At 42.7% G+C, this 18,928-nt stretch carries 15 protein-coding genes; all 15 read right to left on the bottom strand.

Going from position 1 to position 18,928, the window contains the following annotated elements; genetic code table 11:
* Positions 1-20: 20 nt before the first annotated feature.
* The 15 genes from EAE90_RS01285 to EAE90_RS01215 all read right to left on the bottom strand — a co-directional run bounded on the left by EAE90_RS01285 (position 21) and on the right by EAE90_RS01215 (position 18,663).
* On the bottom strand, positions 21-872 hold the full coding sequence (locus EAE90_RS01285; protein ID WP_214051914.1) for a HemK/PrmC family methyltransferase: 852 nt from the start codon (positions 870-872) through the stop codon (positions 21-23).
* The gene (locus EAE90_RS01280) at positions 869-2,302 is read right to left on the bottom strand and encodes an NAD(P)/FAD-dependent oxidoreductase (RefSeq protein ID WP_214051913.1); all 1,434 of its coding nucleotides are present in this window, start codon (positions 2,300-2,302) and stop codon (positions 869-871) included. The genes EAE90_RS01285 and EAE90_RS01280 overlap by 4 nt, the downstream gene beginning before the upstream one ends.
* 2,654 nt (positions 2,303-4,956) lie before the next feature.
* Positions 4,957-5,457: an Imm70 family immunity protein gene (locus tag EAE90_RS01275; protein WP_214051912.1), complete on the bottom strand. Its 501-nt coding sequence runs from the start codon at positions 5,455-5,457 to the stop codon at positions 4,957-4,959.
* Between the two features lie 115 nt (positions 5,458-5,572).
* Positions 5,573-6,061, bottom strand: coding sequence for a hypothetical protein (locus EAE90_RS01270; protein ID WP_246550186.1), 489 nt, complete (start codon positions 6,059-6,061; stop codon positions 5,573-5,575).
* A 69-nt stretch (positions 6,062-6,130) separates the two neighbouring features.
* Complete coding sequence (locus tag EAE90_RS01265) at positions 6,131-6,433, bottom strand: hypothetical protein (RefSeq protein WP_110086751.1); 303 nt, start codon at positions 6,431-6,433, stop codon at positions 6,131-6,133.
* Positions 6,430-6,939 (bottom strand): hypothetical protein, encoded by a 510-nt coding sequence (locus EAE90_RS01260; protein WP_214051911.1) that lies wholly within the window; start codon positions 6,937-6,939, stop codon positions 6,430-6,432. The genes EAE90_RS01265 and EAE90_RS01260 overlap by 4 nt, the downstream gene beginning before the upstream one ends.
* A gap of 58 nt (positions 6,940-6,997) precedes the next feature.
* Positions 6,998-7,411 carry a hypothetical protein gene (locus tag EAE90_RS01255; RefSeq protein ID WP_036782101.1) on the bottom strand — a complete coding sequence of 138 codons (414 nt, stop codon included), beginning with the start codon at positions 7,409-7,411 and terminating at the stop codon, positions 6,998-7,000.
* A 5-nt stretch (positions 7,412-7,416) separates the two neighbouring features.
* Positions 7,417-7,686 (bottom strand): hypothetical protein, encoded by a 270-nt coding sequence (locus EAE90_RS01250; RefSeq protein ID WP_246550183.1) that lies wholly within the window; start codon positions 7,684-7,686, stop codon positions 7,417-7,419.
* The gene (locus tag EAE90_RS01245) at positions 7,649-7,792 is read right to left on the bottom strand and encodes a VENN motif pre-toxin domain-containing protein (protein WP_214051910.1); all 144 of its coding nucleotides are present in this window, start codon (positions 7,790-7,792) and stop codon (positions 7,649-7,651) included. The genes EAE90_RS01250 and EAE90_RS01245 overlap by 38 nt, the downstream gene beginning before the upstream one ends.
* A 162-nt stretch (positions 7,793-7,954) precedes the next feature.
* Complete coding sequence (locus EAE90_RS01240) at positions 7,955-8,302, bottom strand: immunity 8 family protein (RefSeq protein WP_040154113.1); 348 nt, start codon at positions 8,300-8,302, stop codon at positions 7,955-7,957.
* Positions 8,303-8,313: 11 nt separating this feature from the next.
* Positions 8,314-8,817, bottom strand: a complete 504-nt coding sequence (locus EAE90_RS01235; protein ID WP_238326583.1) for a filamentous hemagglutinin — start codon at positions 8,815-8,817, stop codon at positions 8,314-8,316.
* 159 nt (positions 8,818-8,976) lie between these two features.
* Positions 8,977-9,495: a hypothetical protein gene (locus EAE90_RS01230; RefSeq protein ID WP_036782107.1), complete on the bottom strand. Its 519-nt coding sequence runs from the start codon at positions 9,493-9,495 to the stop codon at positions 8,977-8,979.
* The gene (locus EAE90_RS23560; protein WP_246550181.1) at positions 9,495-10,400 is read right to left on the bottom strand and encodes a hypothetical protein; all 906 of its coding nucleotides are present in this window, start codon (positions 10,398-10,400) and stop codon (positions 9,495-9,497) included. The genes EAE90_RS01230 and EAE90_RS23560 overlap by 1 nt, the downstream gene beginning before the upstream one ends.
* Positions 10,388-18,352 (bottom strand): two-partner secretion domain-containing protein, encoded by a 7,965-nt coding sequence (locus tag EAE90_RS01220; protein ID WP_214051909.1) that lies wholly within the window; start codon positions 18,350-18,352, stop codon positions 10,388-10,390. The genes EAE90_RS23560 and EAE90_RS01220 overlap by 13 nt, the downstream gene beginning before the upstream one ends.
* Positions 18,304-18,663 carry a hypothetical protein gene (locus tag EAE90_RS01215; RefSeq protein WP_214051908.1) on the bottom strand — a complete coding sequence of 120 codons (360 nt, stop codon included), beginning with the start codon at positions 18,661-18,663 and terminating at the stop codon, positions 18,304-18,306. Before EAE90_RS01215 ends, EAE90_RS01220 begins: the two co-directional genes overlap by 49 nt.
* Positions 18,664-18,928 lie beyond the last annotated feature (265 nt).

The following is an 18,928-nucleotide window of genomic DNA, read 5'->3' as shown; positions in this document are numbered from 1 at the left end:
TTAGATTCCAACTGTTAAGTTCAAATGAGCTTACAACCAACAGTGATTACCGAACTGCCCGTTGTGTCAGAAACATCTTCATCAATAATGGTTCGTACCAAAGAAAAACCAGCATCTGCAAATAATGCTCTGACGCTTTCTCCCTGGCTTTCACCATGTTCAATAACTAACCAACCCTCTGATTGCAGTAGCTGTTTAGCTTGTTTGATAATCAACCGCGTTAAATCAAGCCCATCATCCCCCGAATATACCGATGCATAAGGATGATGCTCCTCCCATTCCGGCAATATTTCCTGCTGTTCCGGCACATAAGGTGGATTCGCCACAATCAACGCTACCGATCCGTTAAATTGAGAAAATGCTTGCCAATCCCGTAAATCTGCTTTTAATGCATCGGCTTTAATCGCCCAATTTGCCAACCGATAGATATTGCGCGTCAGATATTGAAAAGCCACATCATCATATTCGACACAAGTGACCTTCAAATCCGGGCGACGTTTAGCAATAGCTAAACCGATGGCGCCACTACCGGAACATAAGTCCAGAACCACTGCCCCGTGAGGTGCTTGATATTCATTCTCCAACCACTTATGAATAACCTGGCTATGAGGGCGTGGAATAAATACCCCTGTCCCCACCGTCAGAGGCAATCCATCAAAATCCACAGTACCGACAATATGCCCAAGTGGTATCCGGTTACAGCGTTCATGAACCGCAAGCATAAACTCATCACGGGCGCGGTCCTTACAACGTCTTTCCAGATAACGGTCAATCAGGCACGTGAGATCAGTTTCCACATCCCAGACCCCTGCCTCTGACAGTAATTTCCTGGCGTTATCAATGACAACTTGATCTTTCAGCGAAAAACTCATGACCATGCCTCATAATAACTACGTAACCGTTCGCGCATGGATTCATAAATATGAGAGAAAGCAACCAGCTCCGGCGGTGGAGTGAACTGCGGATGAAGAGACTCAATTAAATTCTGATAATTGCGCATCATCCCTTCATTCAACAGCGGCAGCCAGTAAGGTTTGATATCCCAACGATATTCATAACCGGTAGCAAACATTTGTTGGGCGGTCTCTTTAGCCATCACTTCACGGGAGAAACCCACCAACGGAGGACGAACTGGATTGAAATCATCGAGATTAATCAGTGTATTTTCTATTCCCGTCAAAGCATTGGCGATATAATCCGCCAGTAATGGCGATTGATGTAAGCCATCGCGATAAGTCCCGGTAGCCAGCCAAAGACCATTCACGCCACATTCGCCAATCAGCGGGAATCCATCAGCCGGGATTGGCCGATTACCAACCTGGATTGAAAGGATTTCAGCATCATGTAAGTTGATATCCAACTGATCTAACGCACAATCCAACAAGAACTGCACATCAGAAATCAGTGCCTGACTGCGTGGTTTTTCAGCCAGAATATTGGTCGCTCCAAGGTACAGCACACCATCACCGCGAGGTACACAATGCAGCCCACAGGCAAATGCTCGATTCGGGGTACGAATGACTGAGGTCGGTAATTCTCTGCCTTTCGGCATCTTGACCAGAATGGATACCCCATAGCCGGCAAAAATTGGCGGAATCTGGCGAACAATAGAAGGTATATTTGATAGCAGATCCAACGAGTGCGCACCGGCAGCCACAACAACTTTATCTGCCATTAAACGCTCGCCACTTAGCAGTTCAACGCCAGTGGCTACATCCTCTTCGATTAGCACACATTTAATATTCTCTGCTTTCAGAACCCCACCCTCAGCCACCAATGCCGCATCCAGCTTTTCCAGCAATAAATGCGAGTTCAGTGCATGTTCATCAGGGATATACAAAGCACGCAGCGGACGTACTAGATCATTGGGCTTTAACCACTCAATTTCACGCGGATCAACGGTTTCATAAGGAGCCGCATACTCAATCAAGGTTTGCTCGATAGCTTCATAATTGATAGTGTCAACCTCTTCCATCCCGGCAGTGTTGAGGATCACATGAGTGCCTTGAGCGGTGAACAGCGATCGGGTATCACCGGAAGCGTCGGCTAACCGTTGCGCCCAGGTCGGCCAAAGCTCTTTGGAGATACAATCCATATTCAATTTCAACTTACCGTGTTCACTCGCTAATAAGCCACTGGTAATTTCGCCGAAACAACCGTTCATTGCACCAGCAGCTTTGGAGGCAGCATTAGTTCGATCGGTCTCTCCAACCCTACAAACTGAAAAATTTCTACTTGCCAGCTCATAGGCGATTGAACCTGCAATTGCCCCTGAACCAACGACAATAAAGTCGTATTTCACTTATTTACTCCTATATGGCCTGTGGCCAATTTATTTTAAATATTTTGTCAACAACGACGGACAAATAATTACCGTCCTCTTACAGTGAGGATATTTTTACTGCTTTACATCAATTGTAAAAAATAACCATGCATTCATCAGTAATTAAAATGACGAATCACGCTCAGATTTACACTTAAATTGAAAAACAAATATGCAATAATAAATCATCACATTGGAAACAGTTTCAATTTATTATCAAGCAAATACAATCACCCATATTAATTAATTTCTAAAAACAAAAATCACAATAAAAACAACAAATTGAGCAACATAACAAAATTTCCTTATATTTAAAATAAATAATAACAAGAGGTATTATTGTATTTTAAATAACATCTGCGAATCAGGGATGAACAATAATCATCAAATACAAAACTGTCAAATAAATTTAGTCTTATATTATAAACAAAAAAATCATATCAATACTTTCAGTATGAAATAAAAACAATTTATATTTAAATTGTTACGGGGAACAATATTCTAAATACCTTTTATTCTTCAATAAAAAAACAAAAATTCTTAAGAAAGGTGTTTTTTTAAATTTATATTTTCCATCAACTTTCACCAATATAGGCCAGTAGGAAACATAAGTTATTATATCTTTATTGACTATAATATTAGTGATTATTTATGATCAACGTACACGTGCTGAACATCGATCTTCCAGATTATTGACTTTTAACGTCTCAACTATCACTGCTGAGTTTTCCTCAGTAATAAAACGAGAAAATTTGTATTAGCAATCTGCATGGGAATGGTATTTTGTTACCACCGGAGGGATTTAACACTGTTTTTAATGCCTTTAATCTTTCAGTGTCGCGTTTTCTATTAACTCCAACGATCCAATTTGCTCAGGTTAAATCATATGGATTGCCATTTTTCATTCCATTTGAAAGCAAATGGTTATAGCAACTTTCACTCATTAAAATAATGATTAATCCCACCTTTATCCCAATGTGATAAAACAGGTGTTAAGAAAATCCGTTTTTATCTGTCAGTGTGGTTTTAAAATCAGGAAAAAAGAACAAGCACATTATGTTTTTAACATTATTCACTTTCTCTTTTTACTTTCATTTCCCTTTTTTAGCGTTCGTAAACACCTTTTTATCGGCAATGATTCAACTAAGGGTTAAAAAAATCAGTACATTATTAATGCCCTCTTTTAAAAGGTACAGCGTGATTTTAAAAAGCCTATTTATTGTCATATACCCTATGGATTTCAAGATGCATCGCGGCGGCAAGGGAGCGAATCCCCGGGAGCATAGAAAACTCTGTTACCGGGGTGAGTGCAGCCAACAAAGAGGCGACTTGAAAGATGACGGGTATAAACATAAAACACAATATGCCATGATGATTAAACTCAATAAAAAACAGGCAGAAAAAGGGTTTTACAGGTTTTACAGGTTTTACAGGTTTTACAGGTTTTACAGGTTTTACAGGTTTTACAGGTTTTACAGGTTTTACAGGTTTTACAGGTTTTACAGGTTTTACAGGTTTTACAGGTTTTACAGGTTAAAACTATCGTTAAAACTATCGTTAAAACTATCGTTAAAACTATCGTTAAAACTATCGTTAAAACTATCGTTAAAACTATCGTTAAAACTATCGTTAAAACTATCGTTAAAACTATCGTTAAAACTTCATACCGATTAACCCAAGAATTAAGACAATGTTTTTTAATTTTAATAACAGTCTAAAGCCTACCTATTATAAAGCCATCAGTGAAAAATGAAAAACAAAAATTGATTTTATTAATGCTTATGTCTGCTGGGAAAAACTGACAAATAAAAACATGAATAAGTTAATCATATAATCTATTTTTCCAACAGGAATCGTCTTTAATAACGCCTTAAACCAAGGAATAAGCTTTTCCATAAACCAATTAAATCATCAATCATGAAAAATATGAATAACAAAGCCATCAAATAAATGATTTAACGGCATACGAATTAAATTACTTTCAGCATTATTATTTTACATTGATTATACAAAACCATAATAGCTTAAACCAGCTTTAGACTTTTTTATCCCATCTAATAACATCTCTTTTTTACTGTTTAATTTAAACCATTTCTCTTTTTATACCGTCAGTGTGATTTAACGCTAAAATCAATTTAATATCATTATTTTTCCGAGTTGTTTTCACTCGCTGTTAACGGTTAAACACCTATCTAACCGTTATCACATTTCTGATTTATTAATCCTAAAAACTTTTAACCTTTGTTGATAGAATAAAGCGTTATTAAGTATTAAAGAAAAGCTGATTAACCGACAACACGTTATTGAAAGTTTTAGACGATTTAAGAGTATTCCTTATTTTTAAAATATAATCCATGACTATATTTGATATTTGCGATTCTGAAACATCTATTTTGGCGAAGTCATTTACATAGCGTTCTACAATATATTTAACCCTCCGCAGATGAATTACCTTTCTCAAGAAACACTATATCGCCAAAGGTTTTATCCAGCGTTATGGTTGCCAGTTTTTAAATAATCTTTGCAGATGGTAAGTAGCAATTAATAACAAAGAAACCCTGACCGTATGAACTGCACCTTTATAAGTTGAGTATCCAACTTTTGGAGTACAGTTCACAGTGGCCGGGATTTTTTTAACGTAACCAGAATGGAGGATCGTCTGGGCCTAAAGCATCGTATTTTTCAAGGGGGCGATTAATCTCATCAATATAATATGGTGTATCAGTAAAACCTATTCTTACAGGGATATATTCGTTAAGCTCTTGATAATAAACTTCAGTACATTCTAATGCTTCAGAAAATGCACTAAAAAGCCTTTTGAAAACAATTGATAGCGACTCTCCTTTCAGATTTAATTTCGTATTATTTACGTTCACTCCTAACGACATCCAATCAATACCTTTAGCTGATATCTGTGAAAATGACCTTTCTATACTGTCAAGATCTCTTTTGACACTTGATAATTCCTCATACTTCAAAGAACGCCGATAGAGATTTTCTGTGACCCAAGGGTACTTACTCCCTTTATTACAATGTTCCAATAACGTTACCACTAAATTGAAAAATCCATTTATATCAGATGCAGTGCCTATTTCAGCTAATGTCATAGCGGCATGTATACCAACATTTTTCATTCTGTTTTAAACCTGATGGATGATGAATTTATAGAACCATTTGATTTCTGCACTATTCCTTGAACTATTTGCATTTTTTGCTTGGCAGTTATTGCTTGCCCTCGAACATCAATAACTATCCGTTGTTCCATCCCCGCAGGTAGATTCTTCTGCCGTTCAATCGCCTGTTTGGCAACATTATTATCAAGCCATTTTTGTTCGTTGCAATATTATAGTTCTTCACTTCAACACTACAAACATTGCCCTGACACCAGTCTGGACGAACACTGCCTTTAGTTCCATAGGGGACTTCCTTACCCTCTTTAAATGTAACCTGACCATTCCATCCATCCCCCAAATCTTTCCCGACATCAATTTCTGATTTTCTATGGCTAGGGCGTGAGACTGATGTAATTTCATCACTGGCCTTATTGAGCAGTTTGGAAGCTTCCCCAATATCACCTTTCTGTAAGGCTTTCTCTACCGCCTTGATAGTTTTCCCGGCGGCATCTCCCGCACCTGGAATAATCGCCACTGCGGCGGCCAGATAATCTAATGCGCTTTTAGCCTCTACAAAACCTTTAAATTTGAATGGCCTGAGTCCGGTACACAATACCGGCCCCAAGTCATGCTAACCATCGGATAAAACTATCCAGAAATTAGGGTATAGTCTAAAAAAATCGGTATCTTTTAATCACAATCCTAACAGGCTATTCAGTCCCTTAACTGAATCATTAATATAACTTTCATATTGACTTAGTGGTTCATTTCTATCTAAAGCTACAGCATAAACTTGCTCCAAACTCAGCCAATGCTCATAAAACTGCTCCTTCCATTCATTATTCACATCTTGTAAGCAATCCAATAAATCTCTTAAGCGATCAATTAGTACATTTAAAGGAATTTTATTTTCAACATATGCTCCTAGAGTTTCTTTCATCAAATTAAGTTGTCTAAAGTCGTACTCAGTAAGAGTAATATTATTTAATTTATTCATTGTCTTATAATTCCGAAATCTACTATAATTACACGGCCAGATTTTTCGTCAACGATTACTGTGAGGTTATTCGTTTTATCGTGGTAAGCCATTGTTCCTGGAATTTTTCCTTTCACTGCATTTTCTGATTTGATCGCATTTTCTACTACGGTAGGAGTAATTCCTTGCCTTTGCATACGATCAAGTGAATGGCTGGAATAGTCACGATTTCCAATTGTAGTTGGTTTATTGATTCCGTCTGGAACATTCAATGGATTACCTTTAGAACCTGTTGGGGTTTTCACAGATATCTGTTGACTTGCTTCTTGAATAAGCTTAGAAGCTTCCCCAATATCACCTTTCTGTAAGGCTTTCTCTACCGCCTTGATAGTTTTCCCGGCAGCATCACCCGCACCCGGAATAATCGCTACTGCGGCGGCCAGATAATCTAATGCACTCTTAGCCTCTACAAAACCTTTAAAATTGAATGATCTGAGTCCGGTAGAATTCCAAGACTCAGATATCATTAGCTGTTTAGTGTAACCTGTCCAATTTTTTGGTCAGTTCAGCATATCGAGAACTTCTTTAACGTAACCAGAATGGCGGGTCATCTGGACCTAAAGCATCGTATTGCTCAAGAGGGCGATCTCTATCTGTCATAAAATCAGGCATGTCTGTTATCACTATTCTGACTGGCTTATAAATACCCCAGTCTTCATGAAATACTTGAGCGGATTTTATACAACGCTCTATTCCTTCAAAATATTTAAAAAATCTGCATTTCTGCTCCTTTGATAATTTCTGCTGGAGTTGTGTTACTAGCGAAGATGCTGTTTCTAATTCATAAAGATGAAGATACTTCTGGTAAAACTGAAACAAGATTTTTCGATCGTTAATATCGTGTATCTGTTCATTTAAAATAGAAAAAAATTGGGTCATTTCTGAAACAGAACCAAGTTCCACAATAGAACTACCACCATAAAAACCGATATGTTTCATGTTAGTTACCCTTTAAATTCGATCACTGCTGGGTCTATAATTCCATTTGATTTTTGAACAATGCCTTTAATAATTTCCCTCTCCTGTTCTAGTGACACGGTTTGCCCTCGAACATCAATAACTATCCGTTGTTCCATTCCTGCTGGCAGATTCTTCTGCCGTTCAATCGCCTGTCTGGCAACATTATTAATCAAGCCATTTTTGTTCGTCGCAATATTATAGTTCTTCACTTCAACACTACAAATATTGCCCTGACACCAGCGAATTGTAGACAATCACCATTTCACCGGCATTGGCACCACTGTTGGCACCTTCTGCGCTGTTGGTTGCAATGGCTCCCGCAACGCCACCAATGATTTTACCACCGGCCTGAATTGCCATCGGGTCGCTAAAGGTTTCATCCAATGTTATTGCCGTCAGCTTTGTGACTAATTTTCGCTGATAGGTAAGTAGTAACCAGAGGGTAAAGAAACCCCAGCCAAGTTCTGTCTCTTAACCAAGAGATCGGATTGAGAGGCAGGTATAAGGCCGGGGCTATCAATGTTAATCTTGGTAATCCTCATACTCCCAGGCAAAAACTCGGGAAAGCTTTTGGGCTATTCCCATCCAATCATCACCTTCGCACTGGTCGATATAATCTGTAATCGTCTTTGTGATTTCATCCAGATCATATTTACGCACTAGTAACATGTGCCTGATTAATTGAGGAGTCCAGTGGTTATTTTTTAACCAATTTGGAGTACAAATAAGTAAATCAAAATTATCTGCTTCCTTGCTATCTTTTTCACCAATGCGCAATATGACCTTTAATAAAAATTTCTCGTCGTCATCAGGAAAATATAAATCTAGATCATAATCATCACTAGAAATGCTTTTTAGTTCCGCTTTCATAAAAATTTATCCTATTGAATATCCAAATGACCGTTTCCTACTTTAATCTTATCGCCCGTAGATGGGTTTATTTTAAAGGTTTCAAAATTAGCTTGAACTCCTGTTGAGGAATGCTTGCTATTTTTCTTCTCTGCCGGGAAACGATATATACGAGTGCCATCAGCACTAACTAATCCAGTTCCGTCACTGGTTGGTCTTGCTCCATCACCAACCCATATCTTACCTAACCGATCAGCTTCTTCACGACTTCCATTTCCTATGCCAAAGTTAACCTTACCATTATCTCCCTTAATCGCTGCGGCTAGTCTTGAATCCTGTGAAGCGATATTGTGCAAATTTTGTTTTGCCAAGTCATGTTTCAATTTCGGATAGGTTGCCGAGTTATATGCAGAGATTTCACCACTGGCCTTATTAATCAGTTTGGAAGCTTCGCCAACGTCACCTTTTTGTAAGGCTTTCTCTGCTGCCTTGATAGCCTTCCCAGCGGCATCTCCCGCACCTGGAATAATCGCCACTGCGGCGGCCAGATAATCTAACGCGCTCTTAGCCTCTACAAAACCTTTAAAATTGAATGGCCTGAGTCCGGTAGAATTCCGAACTCAGATATCATTAGCTGTTTAGTGTAACCTGAGCTATTCCAATTTTTTGGTCAATTCAGCATATCGAGAACTTCTTTAACGTAACCAGAATGGCGGATCATCTGGGCTTAAAGCATCGTATTGTTCTAAGGAACGATATTGATCTTCCATATACAAAGGCATATCAGTAATTACTATTTTTACAGGTTCGTACTTGTAGTCTGGATATGACTTAAATTCCTCATAATTTACCTTTGCAGATTCAATGCAATATGAAAAAGCGTCAAAATAACGAAAAAATACGTCTGATAACATAGGAAAGCTAAGATCCAATCTGCTTTCTTCAACATTAGCCAAGCTTACCGTGCCCCATTCAACTGATGAACTTGGCAAGTTCATAAATAGTTGACGTACTTGTTCCATCTGAGCCTTAGCATCCTCTATCTCTTCTTGACGTAAATAACGTTTATAAAGTCTATCTGTTAAAAGATGCCAGTTTTGTTCTGGATACTTCTGTTCAACAAAGAGTTTCAAACATTCAAAAAACAATACAACATCATTGACTGTTCCAAGCTCTTTTGTAGAACTTCCACCGCTAAATCCTATATTTCTCATTATGTCTTGAACCTAATTGATGAGGCGCTAATCATGCCGTTAGATTTTTCAACAATACCTTTTCTGATAGCAGCCTCTTGCTGAAATGTCATTGCTTGCCCTCGAACATCAATAACTATCCGTTGTTCCATCCCCGCAGGTAGATTCTTCTGCCGTTCAATCGCCTGTTTGGCAACATTATTAATCAAGCCATTTTTGTTCGTTGCAATATTATAGTTCTTCACTTCAACACTACAAATATTGCCCTGACACCAGTCTGGACGAACACTGCCTTTAGTGCCATAGGGAACTTCTTTGCCCTCTTTAAATGTAACCTGACCATTCCAGCCATCTCCCAAATCTTTTCCTACATCAATTTCTGACTGTTTGTGACCGGGGCGTGATACTGAGGCTATTTCATCACTGGCCTTATTAAGCAGTTTAGAAGCTTCCCCAATATCACCTTTCTGTAAGGCTTTCTCTACCGCCTTGATAGTTTTCCCGGCGGCATCTCCCGCACCTGGAATAATCGCCACTGCGGCGGCCAGATAATCTAACGCGCTTTCAGCCTCAACAAAACCTTTGATATCTCCGACAATCGGCACGAAGTCAGTACCAAAACTGATGACACCTCCAGCTTGTTTACATGCCTCCGGTGACTGCTGACAAAAAGTTTGCTTCTTTTCCTCGTAGGTTTTGAGTGTTCCCGACTTTTCTTTCTCTGCGGCGGACAGAAGATGTGCCAGTGAATTATAGACAATCACCATTTCACCGGCATTGGCGCCACTGTTGGCGCCTTCTGCGCTGTTGGTTGCAATGGCTCCCGCAGCGCCGCCGATGATTTTACCACCGGCCTGAATTGCCATCGGATCGCTAAAGGTTTTATCCAAGGTGATGGCGGCCAGTTCTGCGGCTAATGCGCCCACTGCCGCCCCTTTAGCATCTCCACCGCTAATCTCCGCGCCAGCGCAGACACTGCTGCATGGCTAATCGCTTTACCCGGAACATCCAGAATCTGCCCCTGATCACCAATCAGTTTGGCACCTTCCGCATTAATCTGATTACCAATATTGCTCAACAGCGCGGTTTGCAGGTTATCCGTAAAACTGCCGCCGTTAATCGCCGTCCCTATTGTTGAACTCACGATGGATTGCGCCGCAACACGCTGGGCCACCTGACTCCAATTCTGATTACTCAATAAGGGAAGCTGCGCTTTTATCGGATCGACAACGCCTTTTCCCTCCACTAATTTTCCCCAGCCCATCGTGTGGTCTAAGCCCCCTAATGCGCCACCCACGGCGATTTGGGTAACAAGGGATTTGACGGCTTCACGTTTCGCTAAGGCTGCCAGTGTCTTGGTGAGATCCCCTTTATTTTCAACTAAGGCCACCGCCGCCTGCGAGGTCAACCCTATCATTCCGCCATAAGCCGCCCCATAAACCGCGCTCGCCGTAGCTCCCGTGGCGCCTGTCGCCCCCACGGCGCCACTTCCCGCCCAAGCCGCCAAACCCGAACCCGCCGTGACCGCAGCGACCGCAATCGCAATCACCGCACCCACTACGGGGTTTAAGCTTTCGCTTTTTTTGTCCCAGCTACTGTAAGCGTCCTTAACCTGATTCCACTGGACATCATTGCGGTTTTGAAGATTTTTCAACCATTCGGTGCCGGGGGTGTTACCCAGTACTCCTAACGCGTCTTCCAGTAACTGCCCCTCTTTTACTTTCACATCCGCATTGATGCCTTTCGCCGCATCCACCGTCAGCATACCGCCAACATGCACTGACGGAATTATCCAGGTCTCTTCACGATGACCTTTATCGCGCTGTGTAATAAAAAAGCCTTTTGACGTCGTGATGGTCTGCTCAAAATCAATATTGAGCATCGCCTTGAAGTTCACTTTCCCTGTCTGGCTGGTGATTTTCGCGTTTTTACTGGTTTCTATCCGACTCGCTTCCAATGTCACCTCATCTTTTGCCATCAGGTTAATATCACCCCCGGCCGTAAATTCCGTGACTTTGTTGGTCTTCTTGATTTGTACTCGATGTTCTGTTTTAGACCCAAACACTTTACACGACTTTATGGGCCCCAAACCTTTACAGCTTTTCTCTGTTTCTTCCCGCCTATAGACTTCTTCCATTGCTTGCGCATAGAGAAAACCGCCTGTTGCCGCGATATCCATTACACCCTTGGCGATTAATTCCGTCGCCTGGAATAAAATACTGCCCTGAGAGCGGATAGTTAATCCGCCGCCACTATTCAACCGGCTGGCGTGTTGCGTAAAGCGCTCAATATTCCCTTCGCGGATAAATTCTTGTCGCGACTCAAAACGAACATTTCCACCCGCGGAAAGCCGCATATCACTGCCGGATGTCAAGCTGGCCCCGGATGTCAATAGGTTGCCTGCCGCAATTAATGTGAGATTTTGGGCCGCGTTGATGGCGCTGGCGGCATAAAGGTATTGTTTATCGCCATCATTAATCGGCGAATATTTCCGGGCAGAGAACAGTAAATCTCGGCCAGCGTTAACCGAGACATTTCCTTTAGTCGATGTTAATCTCGCGATACCCGCGATATCTTCCCCTGCACTGAGTTGCAGGTGATCACCCGCGGTAATTTGCGTGCCTAATTCAGAGAATTTGTCTAATCCATCTAATTCGGATAAATAAAACAGGCTCTCTGGCGTATTGGGGCGAGATATATCAATATCGCGGCCCGCACTGAGCATGACTTGTTGCCCCGCCCGGATACCAGCTTGCCGCAACATTAAATCATTTCCCGCAAACAGATTAATATTGCCCGCCGCGTTCAATTGGCTTCGACTGGCATTCAGGTTACGACCCGCACTTAATGTCAGGTTTTGTGATTTATCCAACCGGGTACCGGAGAGATCCAGATCGTTGCCTGCTGAAATCCGCAAATGATTATCGGCCGAAATTGAGGCTAATAACTCATGAGACCGATTCCGTCCCATTTGGATATCGCCTTCACGCACCAGAAGTTCAACATTTTCTCCCTTTAATTCTGCCTGACGGGCGGTGATATCCTTGCCCGCAATTAAGGTCAGATTTTTATTTGCCACTAATTTAACCCGGTCGGCATTAATTTCACTCCCCGCGTTTAATGTCATATTGTTGGCTTTATCGAACAAAAGATCCTGGATATTCAGTTCGTGTCCCGCAAACATCTGCACATTATTGCTGGCCGAAATACGCGAATCATGCCCGCCCATTTGAATATTGCCTTCACGCGCGAGAAGCTCAACATTTTCCCCTTTCAGCCCAGTTTCACGGGCAGTGATGCCTTTGCCCGCAATGAGTGTCAGATTTTTCTGTGCGGCCAATTTAATCTGACTGACATCAATTTCATGACCCGCGTTTAACGTTATCGTGTTTGATTTATCGAACAAAAGATCATAGAGATCCAGTTTGTGATCCGCGAATATCTGCAAATTGTCGCTGGCCGAAATACGCGAACCGTCCCCCCACATACGGATGTCACCTTCGTGCGTAAGCAGTTCAATATTTTCTCCCTTCAACCCGACTTGAAATGCCTCAATATCTTTGCCCGCAATCAAAGTCAGATTTCTCTTTGCTTCCAGTGTATTTTGGCGGGCATTCATTCTACGTTCAGCGATGACGGACAGATCATTGTCCGCTTTGAGGTGGCCTATATTGATAATTTCACCGGCATGAAGCAGAATATTTTTCGCCAGTATGAATGCCGTTCCGTTGAATTGATTAATAAAATCGGCCACCACATTTAGATCGGCTGAAAGTTTACCGTCCATCCCGTGGTTAAAGTCGTGACCGGTTAAGATGAGATTTTTCTTCGCATGAAACTGGCTTTGGCTGTTATCCAGCTTTGTCGCATTGATATAAGCGTTCATTCCCGCAGCGACGCTAGCATCCCTGTCATTATTTAACGCTTTTGTGCGAATAATAATATCGCCGTTATGGGTTTTTAGCGTCGCTGAAGTGTTGTTAATTTCAGTGCTTAAATTACCGCTCGCATCTTTTTGCAACCAGAGATGGTTATTTGCCTGAATCAGCCCCTTATTCTGATTGTATAAATGGTCGATAAATAACCGCGCGTCACCTTCTGCGATAATCTTACCAGTGTTGTTTAGCGTGTTCGCGGCAAGCGTGATATCTTTCCCTGCCTGTACATGGCTCTGTTCCGCCGTTTTAATGTCTTTACTGCTAACGGTGATATCCGTTTTGGCCTGTACATCTCCCAGTGTCACCTTGCCATCCGCCGTCAGACTAATGTCGCCTTGCGTTGCAGTCAGGTTGGTCAGGTTAACTTTCTTACCCGCCTCAGTACTCACCAGACGGATTTTATTGGCATACATTCCCCCCAATGACCCGGTATCAATCGCGTTCCAAGGGGTATTACCTTCGCCTGCAATAGGGACAAGAGTCCCGCGTTTGAAATCAATCCGGTTGGACCCTTGTGTCAATGTCAGGTTTTTCGCCTGCACTTTGCCGTTAAGTATCGTGGCCCGGCTGATAATATCGACATCATCCTGCGCCGTTGCATCCAGCCCCTTTTCATCAAAGGTTATGGCGCCTTTTTTCACTTCCAGGGCCGCTAACGCGCCCTCTTTATCAAACATCGGCTTACCCGTCGATAAGGTGACAGCCGGGGTATTGATAAAGCCACAGCCATTACAGGTTATGCCGTTCGGGTTAGCGATGAAGACAGCAGCTTTTTGCCCCACCACTTCCAACAGGCCCTGTAGATTTGAGGCTAAAGTCCCCACCACTTCATTAATAATCAACTCAGCCGATTTACCGTTAAAGTGAGGGTTTGCCCCAATTTGTCCCGCCAGTACGGATTGGGTAGCTTCGGTAGCATTATTGAGTACCAGCCCGGCAGCCCCAACATTAAACTCTCGATAACGGTTATGTGAAATACCTTGAGAATTAGGCGCCGCAATATGGATAATAGGCAGGTTATTTCTCACAGCAATCCGCGCTCGCTTATCCGCCAGTTGAACCCCGGGTATTCCACCGGCTATTTCTGGGATATTGATGGTCAGTTGTGGGGCATTGCTTAATGCAAGATCAATCAACGCCGAAGTCACCGGCGTATATTTCCCGTCGGCTAAGTGCAACGCGGTACTATATTGGGCGACTGTGGTCGCTCCTTCTGCCGATAATGTTGTCTCCGTTATATTGCTGCGGGCAATCAAGGCTAAATCGTTGTCGGCAGTGACCTTGCCAATATTAATCGAGCCACCACTGGTCAGGGTAATATCTTTCCCGGCGGTCAGGGAAATCCCATCCAAATTTATCCCCCATCCAGCGTGAAGATCAATATTCTTATCCGCTGCCAAATGCTGATTAATATCAACCCGACCATTAGCCGCCAAAAAGATATTTTTTGCCCGGTTAATTAACGTATTTGAAAGCGATATTCCCTGCTCAGACAGAATATGTAACGTATTAGCCGCAGAAATAGTAGATAGCGCCCGTGTACCTGCCGCAGTGGAATTATCGCCTCCAGATGAAACAGAAATACCACCACCGCTGGAGATTAAGGTAATGTCATGACCTGAAATATCAGTGCCACGCACCGTAAAACTGTTCTTTCCCTGTAGCAGAACCTGGTTCCCGGCGGTGATATTTCCCCCATCTAAAGACAAGGTTTTCGCTTTAATGGTGACATCACCGTCGGCGCCAATTCGTCCCCGACTCTGCAATGTATCGGTTGTCAGTATCAGATGTTGACCGGCTTGCATATGACTTTGTTTCGCCGTTTCAATGTCTTTACCGTTAACGGTGATATCCGTTTTAGCCTGTACATCCCCCAGAATCACCTTTCCATCCGCCGTCAGACTGATGTCGCCTTGGGTTGCCGTCAGGTTAGTCAGATTGACAGCCTTACCCGGCTCGGTACTCACCAGACGGATTTTATTGGCATACATTCCCCCCAATAACCCGGTATCAATCGCTTTCCAAGGGGTATAACCTTCTTCTGCAATAGGGACAAGAGTCCCGCGTTTGAAATCAATCCGGTTGGGGCCTTGTGTCAATGTCAGGTTTTTCGCCTGTAGTTTACCGTTAAGCTTAGTGGTCCGGCTGATGATATCGATAGAATCTTGCGCCGTTGCATCCAGTCCCTTTTCACCCAAGGTGATGGCGCCTTTTTTCACTTCCAGAGCCGCTAACGCGCCCTCTTTATCAAACACCGGGTTCCCGGTCGATAAGGTGACAGCCGGGGTATTCACAAAACGACAGCCATTACAGGTAATGCCGTTCGGGTTGGCAATGAGGACATCGGCTTTTTGCCCCACCACCTCCAACAGCCCTTGCAGATTTGAAGCTAAGGTCCCCACGACTTCATTAATAATCAGTTCAGCTGATTGACCTTTGAAGTTAAGATTGGCGCCAATTTGCCCCGCCAGTAGAGACTGCGTATCATGGGTCGCGTTATTCAATACCAGTCCCGCAGCGCCAACATTAAATTCATGATAACGGTTATGTGAAACACCACGGGCGTTAGGTGCCGCAATATGAATAATAGGGCGATTGTTTTTCGAGGTGATCCGGGTTTGTTTATCCGCCAGTTTAATCCCCGGGACTTCTCCTTCTACTTCTGAGAAGTTTATTGTCAGTTGAGGAGCATGACTTAACGCACTTTCAATCAGCGCAGAAGTCACCGGCGTATATTTCCCTTCAACTGAGTTATACTTCCCCGCCGGTGAATGCAACTCTGCGTTGTTTTTGGTGATGGCAGTTGTCCCTTTTGCCAATAACGTTGCCTCAGTATCAATAATGTCACCACCGGTATTAATGGTTAAGTTATTGCCGGCAGTGAGGGTACTTTTTATTATCGGGAATTGAAATTGTGGGTAAGATTGTTCGTCTTCCTCGTCATCGGCATTTTCATATTCATCATGTTTTTCATAGTTATCTCCATGCTCATTTGAATATTCATAGGGGTTCTCTGCTGTGATTTTACTCACATCAAGTATGCCGCCACTGGTCAGCGTGATATCCTTCCCCGCGGTTAAAGAAATACTTCTCAGATCGACAATCTTTCCTGCATGGATCTCAATATTTTCATCCGCTTGCAATTGGCTAAGCTGGCGCAGACGCTGATTAATTAATTCTTGTTTAGCGTCGTCACTAAGTGGACTCTGTTCATCAATTAAATCACCCGAGGCATAAATCTCAAGTTTATCATTGGTTGCCAAAAAGATATTTTTCGCCCGGTTAATCAGGGTATCTGCAATATCAATAGGACCATCGGCGATAATGCGTAATAGGTTATCAGCAGAAAGCGTGGTTAATACCCTTGTTCCTTCCGGGGTATAGTCGTCCCCAGAGACAACAGACAGCATTCCCCGGCTGGCAAGCAAGGTCACATCATGACCGGAGATATCATAACCATTCACATCAAGGTGTGACTTTCCATCCAACATGACATGGTTCCCGGCTTGTAAATTCCCCTGGCCTAAATAGATCGTTTCCGCGTCAGCGGTTAAGTTTTGTCCTGCCCTCATTGACGCACGATTTACTAAATCTCGGGCAGTGAGAGAAATGTTTTTCCCGGTGATTAACGCCAGATCCGTGGGTTTGTTTCCCGCTTTAAAATGTTCTTTATCAAAATCAAAACGAAATGTATCTTGAAATGTCGCCGTCAGATCCCCACCAGCACTCAGTTTACCGATGATATTTTCCTGACTGTCTTTTATCGCTTTGGTTGAAAAATTTTTGCCTGTCAGGGTGAGGTTTTGCGCCGCGCTTAACTCGCCAACATTATTTATCTCGTTAGCAGTGATGCTGTTGTTTTTACCCGCGGTAATAATAGGGTGACTTTTCTTAGTCGGGTTTACATTATCCAGTTTAGTCGCTTTAATCGCGACATCGCCACCCGCACGGATTCGGCCTTGATTGCGCAGTGTCTCGGTAGTCAATCTCAGATGTTGACCCGCTTGTACATGGCTTTGTTCTGCCGTTTCAATGGCTTTACTGTTGATGTTGATATCGGCCTTAGCTTGTACCTCCCCCAAGATAATTTTACCCTCAGCGGTTAAACTGATAGCGTCTTGGGTTGTGGTCAGATTGGTGAGATTAACCCCAACCCCGTCTTCAGTGGCAACCAGTCGGATTTTATTGGCATACATGCCGCCTAAGGCTTTGGTATCAACCGCTAATTGCGGTTTTGCCCCTTCTCCGGCGATAGGTTTAACCGTGCCGTCTTTCAAGCTAATACGGTTGGCCCCCTGAGTTAGCGACAGGGTGTTAGCCTGAATTTTTCCATTCAACTCCGTCGCCCGGCTGATGATATCGACATAATCCGTCGTCTTGCCGTCCAGCCCTTTGCCGCCAATGGTAATCTGGCCTTTTTTCACTTCCAGTGCTTCTAGTGCGCCCTGTTGATCAAATTGGGGCTTACCGGTGGTCAGGGTTGCGCCGGTGGTATTAATAAAACCACAACCATCACAGGTAATGCCGTTAGGGTTGGCAATCATCACGTTGGCTTTATTGCCAACAATTTCCAACTGGCCTTGCAGGTCAGAGCGGCCACTGCCGGTGACTTCGTTAATAATCAGTTCCGCCGCTTTGCCTTTCAGGTTAGGGTTCGCGTTGAGTTGCCCTGTCAGTTGCGATTGAGCCGCCTGTGTCGCGTTATTAAGTACGGCCCCCTGAGAGGCGACATTGAATTCTTGATAGGTGTTGTGAGATATCCCTGCATCATTCGGCGTGGCGATATTCACCACCGGTACATTGCCCTGATTTTGTACCTGTGTGCGGTTGTTATCCGGTGTTATGCCGACAGCCATAGCCGGGTGCAATGGCTGGATTGCCGTCAGGTAAATTAAAAGATAACTCGTGACCCTGGCCATCGAGTTGTGGAGTTTATCCATCGTACTGTCCCTTTTCTTAATTTAAGTGCGGCAAAGTCAGTAATGCTGACTAATAAATTACCCAATGAGGTATTAACGGTTTTTCGTACCCGTGCGTTGATATCCAGCAAAGTTAAACCAGCGGATAAATAAGGATGCATCGAGTATTCTTGGTCTAACCGGGACAAACTTTCTGTCCCTGCAAATTCAATCCGGTGAATAGTGAGATAAATAGATCCCAAAGCACCCGATGTTGAAACATGAGTCCATTCAGATATGGCCAGCAGGATAAGTGCTGCCAGACTGCGGTGATAAAGCGATAATCTTTCCATAGAAAATATTAATAATTCGATAGTGACATAATTAAACTATTCTAATGGCTAATTATTTGTCCGTCTAAATCATTAGTATAAAATGTGATCAGCGTCTGGATTTTTAATCCTGATAATGGAGAATCTGACATATTAAATGCCAGAAAATAGCGTTAAGGTTGGAGATGCTAAATGGTGACGGAGTAGAAGGAAAAGACTAAAGATTATGAATATCATACAGTAATAATAAATTATTATATTAATAATAGTTTCAATTATTTATTAA

The organism is Photorhabdus caribbeanensis (genome assembly GCF_018448885.1).
In the GTDB taxonomy this organism is placed as follows: Bacteria; Pseudomonadota; Gammaproteobacteria; order Enterobacterales; family Enterobacteriaceae; genus Photorhabdus; species Photorhabdus caribbeanensis.
Note: the sequence above shows the minus strand (reverse complement) of the source record. Positions and strands in the feature narration are given on the sequence as shown.

Bases quoted from the DNA above. Each gene is read 5' to 3' on its own strand.
- EAE90_RS01285 (WP_214051914.1), bottom strand. From the start codon at position 872: ATGAGTTTTTCGCTGAAAGATCAAGTTGTCATTGATAACGCCAGGAAA.
- EAE90_RS01275 (WP_214051912.1), bottom strand. From the start codon at position 5,457: ATGAAAAATGTTGGTATACATGCCGCTATGACATTAGCTGAAATAGGC.
- EAE90_RS01265 (WP_110086751.1), bottom strand. From the start codon at position 6,433: ATGAATAAATTAAATAATATTACTCTTACTGAGTACGACTTTAGACAA.
- EAE90_RS01260 (WP_214051911.1), bottom strand. From the start codon at position 6,939: ATGATATCTGAGTCTTGGAATTCTACCGGACTCAGATCATTCAATTTT.
- EAE90_RS01255 (WP_036782101.1), bottom strand. From the start codon at position 7,411: ATGAAACATATCGGTTTTTATGGTGGTAGTTCTATTGTGGAACTTGGT.
- EAE90_RS01245 (WP_214051910.1), bottom strand. From the start codon at position 7,792: ATGGCAATTCAGGCCGGTGGTAAAATCATTGGTGGCGTTGCGGGAGCC.
- EAE90_RS01240 (WP_040154113.1), bottom strand. From the start codon at position 8,302: ATGAAAGCGGAACTAAAAAGCATTTCTAGTGATGATTATGATCTAGAT.
- EAE90_RS01230 (WP_036782107.1), bottom strand. From the start codon at position 9,495: ATGAGAAATATAGGATTTAGCGGTGGAAGTTCTACAAAAGAGCTTGGA.
- EAE90_RS01220 (WP_214051909.1), bottom strand. From the start codon at position 18,352: ATGGATAAACTCCACAACTCGATGGCCAGGGTCACGAGTTATCTTTTA.
- EAE90_RS01215 (WP_214051908.1), bottom strand. From the start codon at position 18,663: ATGGAAAGATTATCGCTTTATCACCGCAGTCTGGCAGCACTTATCCTG.